We start from the raw sequence: 12755 nt of genomic DNA on the forward strand, positions 1-12755 counted from the left end.
CAGTGTGGTGAGAACTGCTGCAATACTACGAATGGCTTCGTAATAACTACGAATGCGTTCGTACGTTTAGGCCCCACATAATGATGTGACGGTGAGGCGGGACCTACTGTTCTTCCGCCTCGGTTTTGCTGCGGCCGAGGAAGCGTTTGGCGCGGGTGCCTTCCACGAAATTGCGCACGCCGGCCGTGATGCGCTCCGCCATCTGCTGCTGAAAGGCCGGGTCGAGCAGGCGTTTTTCGTCGTCGGGATTGGAAATGAAGGCGGTTTCCACCAGGGCGTTGGGGTACTCGGTGGGGCCGTTCAGGCCGAAGTTGAACGAACCCACGTTGCCCCAGGGGGCCAGCCCGGTCTGCTGCATCTCCTCGTAAATGGCCTTCGACAGCGGCTGGAAAGCCACGTAGCGGTAAAACGCGGCCGTGCCCTTGGTGTCGGCCGCGCCGGTGGAGTTGACGTGCACGCTCACCAGCAACTGGGGCATGAGCTTGCGCAGGCGCCGGATGCGCAGCTCGTTGCCCACGCTCACGTCGGCGTCGCGGGTCATGATGACGGTGGCGCCGGCCCGCTCCAGCTCGGCGCGCAGCTTCTGGGCAATGCTCAAGGTCAGGGTCTTTTCCATCACGCCGGCGCTGCCCACCGCGCCCTGGTTGTCGCCGCCGTGGCCCGCGTCTACGGCCACGGTGAGGCCTTTCAGCTCCAGCCGCGCCGGCGGGCGTCGCACCCGGATGGTGAGCACGTTGTTCTGGTAGCCGATGCTGTAGCCCCAGTTCTGGCGGTGCTTCAGGTTGATGACGAGGCGAAACACGTCGGGCTGGGGCTGCTCGTAGCTGAGGGTGGTAATTTCCTGCAGGCCGGCGCGCTGGGTTATCCAGTTGGTGTTCGAGGTAGCCCCGAACACGTCCACGACCAGCCGCGTGGGCTCTAGCTGCAGCTGCGAGCGGTAGGGCAGCCGCTCCTGCAGCGGCACGCGCACGTAGTCGTACTGCGCGTCGCCGCTCACGCTCCACGAGCCCGTCAGCGACGCGGGCGCAAAACCGCCCGGCGGCAGCAGGCGCACGGTTTCGTCGGGCACCCAGGCGGTCTGGTTTTCGGCCAGGCGCACGCGGTAGTACTCGCCCACGCGGCCCGTCACGTGCAGCAGCACCAAGGAATCGAGGTAGCCGATTTTGGCCCCGCCGAGCCGGTCTTCGCCCAAGCCGTAGTTCAGGTACGCCAGCGAGGTATTGGTGCGCGCCAGCTGGGGCAAGGCGGGGTTGAGCAGGCGCACGGTAGTGCTGGTCAGCAGCGAGTCGCGGCGGCCGTCGGGCAGGCGCAGGCGGATTTTTAGCGGCCGGCCGGCGGCGGTGCCCAGGGCGGTGTCGGTGGGCTGCACCACGTAGCTGAGCTGGTAGATGCCGCTGCCGCCCCGGCCACCGGCGGCCGGTAGCTCGGTCAGGGGCACGTCGCGCAGCACCTGGGCGGGCTTGCCGTCGGGGCCGGGCAGGCCGGGCACGGCGGTTTGCAGCACGGCCACGCGGGCGCCAGGCTGGGCCTTCACGCGCAGCTGCAGCCGGTCGCCGGGCTGCAGCCACTGGTCGCGGGCCGGCACCGTCTCCCCCGATTCGAGGAGGCGCTGCGCCGCGGCGGGGCGGGTGGAGAGCAGCAAAGCAAGCAGCAGCGGGCCGGCAAACCAGCACCGGCAAAACCAGGGAGCGTTCATGCTGCAAAGAAACGGCCCCGGCCGCGCCGGGATGCGCCGCGGATTACAAATGCAGCACGCGGCGCAGCTGCACGCCCGCCGTCACGCTGGCCATGCGCGAGTATGCCCGCACGGGCACCTGCTCCGCGCCGTTGTGGTACCAGCTCACCGTCAGCTGGTCGGCACCGGAGAGCCCCACGGGTCGGGCCGCGTAGGCCAGCTGCAGGCCCAGCAAGGTACGGCGGCTGATGCGGGCCTCAATTTCGCCTTCGGCCTGCACCAGCAGCCGCCAGCGCCGGGGCACGTAGTAGCTCACCGAAAACTCGGAGTAGTCGTCGGCGGGGGTGGAGGCCATCAGCGTTATTCGTTCGCCGTAGGATTCGGGGCCGGTGTAGTGGTGCAGCACGGCACCGGCTTTGGCCGCGGCATACAGGCGGTCGGGCACCAGGGCCCAGCGGTGGCCGCCCAGCAGGGCCCAGGCCGTATTGGCCGGAAAGCCCGACAGCTCGGTGGTGTGCTGCGGCGCCACGGTGAAGCGCGACACGTCTCGCGGGCCCCGGGTGGCCGGCGCCGCCGCGGTGGGGTCGAAGTCGAAGAAAAACGGTACCCAGGCAGTTTGGGGGCCGGCTTCGGCCAGCCAGCCGCTGGCCCACTGGTAGCCCAGGCGGGCCGAAAAGACCGGCAGGGCCACGTTGGCCACGGTGCTCAGCGGGGCCGAGCCCACGCGCTGTTGCCGGGCCAGGCCCACGCCCATGCGCGAGCCCGCCGCGAGGTACAGGCCGCGGACGGGCAGCGGCTGCCACGGCTCCCGGCCGGGCGTGGGTTCGTAGGCCGTCAGGCCGAGTTTCTTTTTCTGCAGCTGCCAGTGGTAGCCCAGGCTTACCTCCGTGAAGCTGGCGCGGGTGTCGTAGGTGGCGCTGGGGCGTAGCGGGCCGCCGGGGACGAAAAGCTCTACCTCGTTGGTGGTGCGGTACACCCGCCCCAGGCCGACGTGGTGGGCCACTTCCAGGCTGAGTACGTTGTGGCGGCGCAGCTCCCGCGTCAGGCCCAGGCGCAGACTCAGCAGCCCGTTGACCTTGTGCAGGCGGGTGAGCGACTGGGTCGTGGTGCCCCAGGTATGGCGGTCCGGTGGCAGATTTAGCGAATCGGTCGGGCCGGTGTACTGCCGGTTGGATGAGCGGGCCAGCAGCACGCCCAAGCCCGCCGCCCCCAGCAGGCGGGTGCGGCCGTCGGCACTGAGCGGCCAGCTGCGGCCGGCCTCCAGGCGCAGCACGGTGGTATAGGCCCGCGGGCCCGACCGGTAGCTCCAGGTGGTGTCGGCGCGGTGGGCGCGGAAGACCACGGAGGTCGACAGCGCCAGGCGGTTGAGCGAGGCGCGGGCCAGCCAGCCGCCGGCGAAGGTGCGCTGCACCACCAGTGCGGGCACGAGGCGGCCGGTGCTGGGCCCGCGGTAGCTCACGCCGGGCAACGCGGCGGCCCCGCGCTGCTGCCAGGGCGTGGTGGTGTGGGCCAGGCGCAGGCCGAGTTGCCAACCGGGTGTTTGCTGGGCCAGGGCGGGCATGGTAGCGGTTAGCAGAAGACCGGCCAGGAGGGAATAAGGACGCATAGCAGCGGCAAAACGGAGTAGGGAGCAATAGGCCGCAGGCCGCGTAAAAAAAGCCGGCAACGCCCGTCGAAGAGGAGCGTTGCCGGCTGGCAAACGTTGTATGAACGCGCGGCTGTACTTACCGGGCGGTGGCAGGCTTGTCGCGCACGGCCTCGCGCAGGTCCTTCAGGTCGCGCGTGGTTTCCAGGGTCTCAAACTCGGCCTGCAGGGCTTTGATGTGGATTTCCTGGCGGGCGGGCAGGTCCAGGCGCAGGGCGCGGTAGCGGGCGTTCAGGCGGTCAAAAACGCTGGTGGCGTAGTCCCAGTCGCGCTGCGTCCACTCCCGGCGCTTGGCCCGCGTTTGGCGCAGCAGCTGGGTGTAGGCCGGGTCGAGCTGGTCGACCGTCAACGCGCCGAGGTTGGCGTACGAGCCCAGCAGCTCCTGCGCAAAGGCGGCCGTGGCCACCGTGTCGAGTGGCTGGCGGCTGCGGGCCCGCGAAACGGAGTCGAAGCGGGCGGCGCGGTGGCCGATACGCTCAATGGCGTTGCCGGCTTTGTCGGCCAGGGTGTCGAGTTTGTGGGCGCTGTCCTTCACGGCCTCCTGCCGTTCGCGCGGCGTGGAGTCGCAGGCGGTCAGGAGCAGGCTCAGGGCGGGGGCAGCCAGCAGGGTGGTTGCCAGACGGCGGCGGAAAGCGGCAGTAGGTTTCATGGCCGCAGTTTACGCAAGCGGGAGCACACAAGATGCTCCCGCCCGGCGCGGGCCGCTACTGCTTGGCAATGCGGAAGGTAAACGGCAATTCGTACTCTACCGGCACGGCGCGGCCGTTCTTGCGGCCCGGAATCCACTCCGGCGGAATGGTGCGCGCCACCCGCAGGGCTTCCTCGTCGCAGCCCGCCCCGATGCCGGTCAGCACTTTGTAGTCCTGGGCCACGCCCAGTGTATCCACTACAAAACTGACTATCACGCGGCCCTGCACGTTCTTCTGCCGGGCTTGCTCGGGATAGTTCAACTGCCGCATGTAGCTGGAGAGCATGGTTTCGCCGCCCACGTACAGCGGCGGCCGGTCGAGGTAACCCATCTGCCAGTCGGCGCCGAGCTGGTGGCGGTAGGGGTGCTCGTCGGGCTTGCGGTAGTAGAGCAGCTTTTTCTGGTCGTAGTCGTAGCGCTGCACCAGCACCTTGCGGCCGCTGGGCGTCATGGCGTAATACGACCAGGGGCCGAGTTTGCGGCCTTTTTCCACGCGGCCGCTGTCGAGGTCGGTTTGGCGCACCTTGCCCTGGGCACGCAGGCTGACGGGCGCCCAACAGCAGGCGCCGAGGAGGAGCAGTAGAGGTAGTCGCATGTAGGGAATGCAGCCGGAGGGGCGTGGGGGCGCCATTCCGGGGGGATTGGTGGAAAATCGGGAGAGGACGGAAACGAGCGGATTACCAGGATAATCCAATCGTATGCATAAACTTACGAAAATATCTTGCGAAGTTCGTTACGTCTTTCCCCGAAAATTCCTGTCCGGCTTGCCGATGTACTACGCCGCGTCGGAGTCGTCGAGGCGGCGCTTCAGGTCGTGCAGCTGGGTTTGCAGGCCCGGCAGATTGGGGCAGAGCTGACTGAGGCGGCGCAGGGCGCGCAGGGCGCCGCGGTCGTCGCCCACCATGCGCAGGATGGTGGCCTTGCCCGACAAGGCCCCGAAGTGGCGCGGCTCCAGGCGCAGGGTGCGGGCAATGTCGAGCAGGGAGGCGCGGTACTCGCCGCGCAGGTAGCGGGCGGTGGCGCGCTTGTTCCAGCCCTCGGCGTAGGTCGGGTGCTGCTCCACGATCCAGCCGAAATCGGCAATGGCGCGGGTGTAGTCTTCGGCCGAGAGGGCGCGCATGCCGCTTTCCAGGTGCTTGTTCAGCGCCACGTCGTCGGTTTCCAGCCAGAGCTGCCAGATGCCCTGCTGCAAGGCCTCAATTTCAAGCGGCGCCGTGGCGGTGCGCAAGCGCTGAAAGAGCTCGTCGAGCTGTTGAGGACGGTCGGGCATGGAAACGCGGGGATGGCAACGCCTAATTAAACGAACCGCAGCAGGCAACGGACAAGGTACGCCAATAAAAACGGCAGCCGCCGACCCCAAGAGGCCGACGGCTGCCGTTACGCTGGGGCGCCCGGTGGCCTAAAACAGGGCCGCCGCCACGCGCCGCACGCTGTCGGCCTTGCCCATGCTGTAGTAGTGGAGCACGGGCACGCCGTGGGCCATCAGCTCGCGGCTCTGGTTGATGCACCACTCGATGCCGATTTCGCGGGCCGCCGCGTTGTCCGGGGCCAGGTGAATGGCGTCGACCAGCTCGTCGGGCAGGTTCAAGAAGAACGAGCGGGGCAGGGCCGTGAGCTGGGCCTTGGTGGTGATGGGCTTTAGGCCGGGGATGATGGGCACGGTGATGCCCGCCTCGCGGCAGCGGCGCTCGAAGTTGAAAAACTGCTCGTTGTCGAAAAACATCTGCGTGACGATGTAGTCGGCGCCGCGGTCCACCTTGTGCTTGAGGTAGCGCAGGTCGGCGGCGTGGCTGGGGGCTTCGAAGTGCTTTTCGGGGTAGCCGGCCGTACCGATGCAGAAGTTGGTGGCCCAGGTGTCGTCCTGCTCCTCGTCGAGGTAGGCGCCCTTGTTCAGGTCGGCCACCTGCCCGATCAGGTCGCAGGCGTAGGCGTGGCCGTCGGGCTCGGGCACGAAGCGGCCTTCCGACTTGATCGGGTCGCCGCGCAACGCCAGCACGTTGTCGATGCCGAGGAAGTGCAGGTCGATGAGGGCGTTTTCCGTCTCCTCTTTGGTGAAGCCGCCGCAGATCAGGTGGGGCACGGTGTCCACGTCGAAGCGGTTTTTGATGGCGGCGCAGATGCCGACGGTGCCGGGGCGGCGGCGCACGGTTTTCTTTTCCAGCAGGCCGTTGGGGTGCTGCCGGTACACGTACTCCTCGCGGTGGTAGGTCACGTCGATGAAGGGCGGCTTGAACTCCATCAGCGGCTCGATGTTCGAAAACAGCGTCTGGATGTTCTCGCCCTTCTTGGGCGGCAGCACTTCAAAGGAAAACAGCGTTTTGCCGTTGGCTTGGGCCAGGTGCTCGGTAACTTTCATGGGGTGCGCATGCCGATCAGGCAGCGTGTGGTGGCTCAGAAGGAGCTAGTACAACAAGTGCGTATCAGGCAACCAGTAGAACGTCATGTCGAGCGCAGCCGAGACATCTCGCGTGCTGACGCCTGATAGTAACCTGATGATTGAATTATTATCCAGCGAAATGTCTCGGCTGCGCTCGACATGACGGGCTCAATCGACGGTTCTGGTTACCCGGCCGTTACCGTCGCCGGTTCGGCGGACGGCTCGTAGTTCAGGTTCGGCGACAACCACCGCTCCAGCTCGGCAACCGGCATTCCTTTGCGGCGGGCCAAGTCCTGCACCTGGTCCTGGGCGATGCGGCCCAGGCCGAAGTAGCGCGCCTCGGGGTGCGAGTAGTAGAAGCCGCTGACGGCCGCCGTGGGGTACATGGCCAGGTTTTCGGTGAGGGTGATGCCGGTTTGCTCGCTGCCGCCGAGCAGCTCGAACAGCACGATTTTCTCGGTGTGGTCGGGGCAGCCGGGGTAGCCGGGCGCCGGGCGGATGCCGCGGTATTCCTCCTTAATCAGGTCCTCGTTGGTCAGGTGCTCCTGCGGCGCGTAGCCCCACAGCTCCCGGCGCACCCGCTCGTGCAGGCGCTCGGCCAGGGCTTCGGCGAGGCGGTCGGCCAGGGCCTTGGCCAGAATGCCGGAGTAGTCGTCGTGCTGGGCGTCGAACTCGGCCACCAGCTCGTCCAGCCCGATGCCGGCCGTCACGGCGAAACCGCCGAGGTAGTCGGCGCGGCCGGATTCTTTGGGCGCGAGGAAGTCGGAGAAGGCCAGGTAGGGCAGGCCGGCGGCTTTCAGGCTCTGCTGGCGCAGGGTGAAGGTTTCGGCCTGCACCTGCTGGCGCGAGTCGTCAGCGTAGATTTCGATGGTGTCCGAATCCACCGTGTTGGCCGGCCAGAAGCCCACCGTGGCGCGGGCTGTCAGCAGCTTCTCGTCGATGATGCGCTGGAGCAGGGCCTGCCCGTCCTCGAACAGCTTGCGGGCCGCCTCGCCGTACGTGGCATCATCCAGGATGCGCGGGTAGCGGCCTTTCAGCTCCCAGGCGTGGAAGAAGGGCGTCCAGTCGATGTAGGGCAGTAGCTCGGTGAGCGGGTAGTCCTCGAACACCCTGGCGCCGAGGAACGAGGGCTTCACGATGTCGGCGGCGGCCCAGTCGGCCTGGAATTTTTGGCGGCGGGCTTCCGCGATGGGCACGTAGTCCTTGTTGCGCTGGCGGCCGGCGTGGTCGTCGCGCAGCTGCAGGTACTCCTGGGCCACGTCGTTGGCGAAGGCGTCGCGGCCCAAGCCCAGCAGCTGCGAGGCCACCGGCACGGCCCGCGAGGCATCGTTGACGTGAATCACCGGGCCCTTGTAAGCCGGCGCGATGCGCACGGCCGTGTGCAGGCGCGAGGTGGTGGCCCCGCCGATGAGCAGGGGCACGCGCAGCTGGCGCTTTTCCAGGGCCTGGGCCACGTACACCATTTCATCGAGCGAGGGCGTAATCAGCCCGCTCAGCCCCACGATGTCGGCCTGCTGCCGCTCGGCCTCGTCCACAATCTTTTCCAGCGGCACCATTACGCCCAGGTCGATGACCTCGTAGTTGTTGCAGGCCAGCACCACGCCCACGATGTTCTTGCCGATGTCGTGCACGTCGCCCTTCACGGTGGCCAGCAGCACCTTACCGGCCGTCTGCCGGGCCTGGGTGCCGCCAGCGGCGGCCGCCGCGTCGCGCTCGGCCTGCATGTAGGGCTCCAGCCAGGCCACGGCGCGCTTCATCACGCGGGCCGACTTCACCACCTGCGGCAAAAACATCTTGCCCGCCCCGAACAGGTCACCGACTACCGTCATGCCGGCCATCAGCGGGCCTTCGATGACGGCCAGCGGGCGGCCGAGCAGCTTCAAAGTTTCTTCGGTATCGGCGTCGATGTAGTCGGTAATACCCTTCACCAGGGCGTGCTCCAGGCGCTTTTCCACCGGCCAGCTGCGCCAGGTGTCGGTTTCCACCGCTTTGGCGGCAGCCGTGCCTTTGGTCAAACTCAGCAGCTCGCCCAGCTGCACCAGCCGCTCGGTGGCGTCGTCGCGGCGGTCGAAGAGCACGTCTTCCACGGCTTCGAGCAGGGGCTTGGGCACCTCGTCGTACACGGCCAGCTGGCTGGGGTTGACGATGCCCATGTCCAGCCCGGCCTGGATGGCGTGGTAGAGGAAAGCCGCGTGCATGGCCTCGCGCACCACGTCCTGGCCCCGGAAGGCGAAGCTGATGTTCGACACGCCGCCGCTGGTGAGGGCGCCGGGCAGGTGCTGCTTGATCCAGCGCACGGCCTCGATGAAGTCGATGGCGTAGCGGCGGTGCTCCTCGATGCCGGTGCCCACGGTGAGGATGTTCGGGTCGAAGATGATGTCCTCGGCTGGCAGGCCTACTTCCTCGGTGAGGATGCGGTAGGCGCGCTGGCAGATGTCGATGCGGCGCTGGTAGGAGTCGGCCTGGCCCTGCTCGTCGAAGGCCATGACGATAACCGAGGCCCCGTAGGCGCGCACCAGCCGGGCGTGGTGCCGGAACACCTCCTCGCCCTCTTTCAGCGAAATGGAGTTGACGATGCTCTTGCCCTGGGTGCACTTCAGGCCGGCTTCGAGCACCTCCCACTTCGAGGAGTCAATCATGATGGGCAGTCGGGCCACGTCGGGCTCCGAGGCCAGCAGATTGAGGAAGTTGGTCATGGCCGCCACCGAGTCCAAGAGGCCCTCGTCCATGTTCACGTCGAGCACCTGGGCGCCGCCTTCCACCTGGGCCCGAGCCACGGCCACGGCTTCGTCGAACTGCCCGGCCCGGATGAGGCGGGCAAAGGCGCGGGAGCCAGTCACGTTGCACCGCTCGCCCACGTTCACGAACAAGCTTTCGGGGTAGATATTCAGCGGCTCCAGCCCGCTCAGCCGGGTGGCCCGGGGGCGCACCGGCAGCTGGCGCGGCTGGTAGCGCTCCGATACCTTGGCAGCCTCGGCAATGTGCAGCGGGGTGGTGCCGCAGCAGCCGCCCACGATGTTCACCAGGCCTTCCTGCAGGTACTCTTCCAGCACCGCCGCAAATTCCTGGGCCGATTCGTCGTAGCCGCCGAAGGCGTTGGGCAGGCCCGCGTTGGGGTAGGCCGAGATGTAGCAGTCGGCGAGGCGGCTGAGCTCCTGCAGGTACACTTTCAGTTGCTTGGCCCCGAGGGCGCAGTTCAGGCCGATGCTCAGGATGGGCAAATGGCGCATGGAGTTCCAGAACGCCTCCACCGTCTGCCCGCTCAGCGTGCGGCCCGAGGCGTCAGTGATGGTGCCCGAAATCATGATGGGCACCACCCGGCCGCCCTCGTCGAAAAAGCGCTGGGCGGCAAACAGGGCCGCTTTGGCGTTGAGCGTGTCGAAGATGGTTTCGATCAGCAGCGCGTCGGAGCCGCCGTCGATGAGGCCGCGCACCTGCTCGTGGTAGGCTTCGGCCAGCTCGTCGAAGGTAATGGCGCGGAAGCCGGGCCGGTTCACGTCGGGCGAGAGCGAGGCCGTGCGGTTCGTCGGCCCGATGGCGCCGGCCACGAAACGCGGCCGCTCGGGCGTGCTGTACTCGTCGGCGGCCGAGCGGGCCAGGCGGGCAGCCTCGTAGTTCAGCTCGTACACGATGTGCTCCAAGGCGTAGTCGGCCTGGGCCACGGTGGTGCCGCTGAATGTGTTGGTTTCGACGATGTCGGCGCCCGCGGCGAAGTACTCGGCGTGAATGCCGCGCACCACGTCGGGGCGCGTCAGACACAGCAAGTCGTTGTTGCCGCGCAGGGGCTTCGCGTGGTCTTTGAACCGCTCCCCGCGGAAATCCTCCTCGGTGAGCTGGTGGCGCTGAATCATGGTGCCCATGGCGCCGTCGAGCACGAGGACGCGGCGGCGGAGCAGGTCGGCGAGGGGAGAGGCGGGCAGAGTCGGCATGTGGCTTTCGGAATTAAGGTGCGCAAGGCGCTATCCAGAAAGCCCCAGCTACTTCGGAAAGTGCCGGTTCCGCTCATCTTTTCCGAACGCGGGCACGCCGCCTCGGATGGGAGTTAGCACCTCTGCCGCAATGGCCGGTTGCTAAGACGTCACAGGGCCCAGTCCCTCGGTCTTTCTGGATAAGCTACAGCGAAGATAAATCAGCGGGTACGCATTAACAAATCAGAACAATAAACCATGAAAAAAATCATATATCTATAAACAGCTTACCAGCTAGCTGCCACTACATTTGTGCGATTTTGGGAAAGCATGGACCATTCCGGGATGCTGACATTTTCGATAGGCTAACGTCACTGTTTATGAGGCTACTGCGACACACCTGTAAACCAATTGTAGTAGGAATTTTAAGCCTGGCTGCGCTCGGAGCCCGCGCGCAGGCCGGCAAAGACGGCGCGCTGACCATCAACGCCGCCGGCACCGTGGTGAACCAGTACACGCGGCTGGCCGCCAACGCCACGGCCGGCAGCACGACCGTGACCGTGGCCAGCGCCGCCGGCCTGAGCGCCGGCGACTTGGTGCTCATCATTCAGATGCAGGGCGCGCTCATCAACAACGCCAACACGGCCGCCTACGGCGCGGTAACCAACCTGCGCAACGCCGGCAACTACGAGCTGGCCGTGGTGCAGGCCGTGACGGGCGGCACCCTGGCGCTGAGTCAGCCCCTTGCCCAGTCCTACACGGCCAATGACGGGGCGCAGGTGGTACGCATTCCGCGCTACACCGGCGTGACCATCGGCAGCGGTGGCTCCCTCACGGGGCAGGCCTGGAACGGCACCAGCGGCGGGGTAGTGGCCCTGGAAGCCCAGGGCACCATCACGGTCAACGGCAGCATCACCGCCACGGGCCTAGGCTTCCGGGGCGGGGCCTTCGTCAACAACGGAGTGGACAACAACGCCAACTACCTTGGCGCGGGCAACACCGGCGGGGAAAAAGGCGAGGGCGTGGCCGGCTACGCCAGCAGCTATGCCGGCGGCAGCCGCGGCCGTGGGGCCGCGGCCAACGGTGGGGGCGGGGGCAACTCCGTTAACGCTGGCGGCGGCGGCGGGGCCAACGGCGGCGACCCGGCGGTGTGGACCGGTACCGGGCGGCCCAACGTGAGTACGCCCGGATGGGCCACGGCCTGGAATCTGGAAGGCGCCGGCTTTGCCAACAGCGGGTCGTCGGGCGGGGGGCGCGGGGGCTACGGCGTATCCGACAACGACCTCGACGCGTTGGCGGTGGGGCCCGGCCAAAGCAGCTGGGGCACCTATAGCCGCCCCAACACTGGCGGCCTGGGCGGTCGGCCGCTCCCGTACGAACTCGGGCGGGTGTTCTTGGGCGGCGGCGGCGGCAGCGGCGACGGCAACACGGCCGTGGCGGGCGTCGGTGGTAATGGCGGTGGGTTGGTATACCTGATTGGCGGGGCCATCACCGGCAGCGGCAGCGTCGTGGCCGACGGGGCACCGGGCGCTGCGTCCAACGGCGGCACCTCGTTTGCCGACGGGGCCGGCGGCGGCGGCGGCGGCGGGGCCATTTTGCTGACGGCGGGCGCGGTGAGCGTGGCCACCAGCGCCAACGGCGGCACCGGGGGCAATACCGTCAACACCGTCATCAAAGCTTACGGTCCGGGCGGCGGCGGTGGCGCGGGCTACATCAGCGTCAGCAGCGGGGCCGACCTGACCGGCTTCAGCTACAGCCTCAGCGGCGGCCGTGGCGGCATTTCCACCTCGCCGGGCCTGGCCGAATTTCCACCCAACGGCGCCACCGACGGCGGCGTGAACACGCTCATCTTCCGCACCAGCGGCAACACCACGCCGCTGCCGGTGAGCTGGACGCACTTCGGCGCCGCGTGGGCGGCCGGCCGGGTGCAGCTCAGCTGGGCCACGGCCCAGGAGAAAAACAACGCGTACTTCCAGCTGGAGCGCAGCCTCGACGGGGTGCGCTTCGCTGCCTTCGGCGAGCGGGTGCCCGGCGCCGGCCACAGCACCAGCGCCCGCCGCTACGCCGCCTACGACGCCCAACCGCCCGCCGGTACGGTGTACTACCGCGTGCGACAGGTCGACTTCGACGGGCAGTCGGCCACCACGGCCGTCGTGGCGGTGCGCAGCGGCGGAACTACCCTGGCCGCCTACCCCAACCCCCTGCGCCGCGGCGAGTTGCTGCGCACCCAGCTGCCCGCCGGCACCGCTGCCCTGCTCACCGACCTGCTGGGCCGCACCGTGGCCCGCCCGGTCGCCGCGGCCGACGGAACGCTGGCGGTGCCCACGCAAAAGCTACCGGCCGGCCAGTACTGGCTGCGCGTGGCCGGCGCCAAGCCCCTGCGGCTCGTGGTGCAGGAGTAGGTTGAGTTTAGGCATCAAAAAAGCCCTGGCCAGAGCTGGCCAGGGCTTTTTTGATGCTCA

8 protein-coding genes and 1 riboswitch are annotated in these 12755 nt (G+C 67.7%); of the genes, 1 reads left to right on the forward strand and 7 read right to left on the reverse strand.

Annotated features, from left to right (window positions below):
- Window positions 1-103: 103 nt before the first annotated feature.
- The 7 genes from LJ737_RS03350 to metH form a co-directional block, all read right to left on the reverse strand.
- On the reverse strand, window positions 104-1696 hold the full coding sequence (locus LJ737_RS03350) for an N-acetylmuramoyl-L-alanine amidase (protein ID WP_227762970.1): 1593 nt from the start codon (window positions 1694-1696) through the stop codon (window positions 104-106).
- Between the two features lie 43 nt (window positions 1697-1739).
- Complete coding sequence (locus LJ737_RS03355; RefSeq protein WP_227762971.1) at window positions 1740-3281, reverse strand: hypothetical protein; 1542 nt, start codon at window positions 3279-3281, stop codon at window positions 1740-1742.
- 118 nt (window positions 3282-3399) lie between these two features.
- Window positions 3400-3969: a hypothetical protein gene (locus LJ737_RS03360; protein WP_227762972.1), complete on the reverse strand. Its 570-nt coding sequence runs from the start codon at window positions 3967-3969 to the stop codon at window positions 3400-3402.
- A 55-nt stretch (window positions 3970-4024) separates the two neighbouring features.
- Window positions 4025-4603: an energy transducer TonB gene (locus LJ737_RS03365; RefSeq protein WP_227762973.1), complete on the reverse strand. Its 579-nt coding sequence runs from the start codon at window positions 4601-4603 to the stop codon at window positions 4025-4027.
- Window positions 4604-4783: 180 nt separating this feature from the next.
- Complete coding sequence (locus tag LJ737_RS03370) at window positions 4784-5278, reverse strand: tetratricopeptide repeat protein (protein ID WP_227762974.1); 495 nt, start codon at window positions 5276-5278, stop codon at window positions 4784-4786.
- A gap of 129 nt (window positions 5279-5407) precedes the next feature.
- Entirely contained in the window at window positions 5408-6364 is a 957-nt protein-coding gene (gene metF, locus LJ737_RS03375) for a methylenetetrahydrofolate reductase [NAD(P)H] (RefSeq protein ID WP_227762976.1), read from the reverse strand.
- Window positions 6365-6570: 206 nt separating this feature from the next.
- On the reverse strand, window positions 6571-10314 hold the full coding sequence (gene metH / locus LJ737_RS03380; protein ID WP_227762977.1) for a methionine synthase: 3744 nt from the start codon (window positions 10312-10314) through the stop codon (window positions 6571-6573).
- A 70-nt stretch (window positions 10315-10384) separates the two neighbouring features.
- Window positions 10385-10500: riboswitch (SAM riboswitch) on the reverse strand.
- 173 nt (window positions 10501-10673) lie between these two features.
- Here metH and LJ737_RS03385 point away from each other — a divergent pair.
- Window positions 10674-12695 carry a flagellin family protein gene (locus LJ737_RS03385; protein ID WP_227762978.1) on the forward strand — a complete coding sequence of 674 codons (2022 nt, stop codon included), beginning with the start codon at window positions 10674-10676 and terminating at the stop codon, window positions 12693-12695.
- Window positions 12696-12755 lie beyond the last annotated feature (60 nt).

It is taken from the genome of Hymenobacter sp. 15J16-1T3B (assembly GCF_020711235.1).
GTDB lineage: Bacteria > Bacteroidota > Bacteroidia > Cytophagales > Hymenobacteraceae > Solirubrum.

Coding starts and splice junctions, on each gene's coding strand:
- LJ737_RS03350 (WP_227762970.1), bottom strand. CDS start 1,696: ATGAACGCTCCCTGGTTTTGCCGGTGCTGGTTTGCCGGCCCGCTGCTG.
- LJ737_RS03355 (WP_227762971.1), bottom strand. CDS start 3,281: ATGCGTCCTTATTCCCTCCTGGCCGGTCTTCTGCTAACCGCTACCATG.
- LJ737_RS03360 (WP_227762972.1), bottom strand. CDS start 3,969: ATGAAACCTACTGCCGCTTTCCGCCGCCGTCTGGCAACCACCCTGCTG.
- LJ737_RS03365 (WP_227762973.1), bottom strand. CDS start 4,603: ATGCGACTACCTCTACTGCTCCTCCTCGGCGCCTGCTGTTGGGCGCCC.
- LJ737_RS03370 (WP_227762974.1), bottom strand. CDS start 5,278: ATGCCCGACCGTCCTCAACAGCTCGACGAGCTCTTTCAGCGCTTGCGC.
- metF (WP_227762976.1), bottom strand. CDS start 6,364: ATGAAAGTTACCGAGCACCTGGCCCAAGCCAACGGCAAAACGCTGTTT.
- metH (WP_227762977.1), bottom strand. CDS start 10,314: ATGCCGACTCTGCCCGCCTCTCCCCTCGCCGACCTGCTCCGCCGCCGC.
- LJ737_RS03385 (WP_227762978.1), top strand. CDS start 10,674: ATGAGGCTACTGCGACACACCTGTAAACCAATTGTAGTAGGAATTTTA.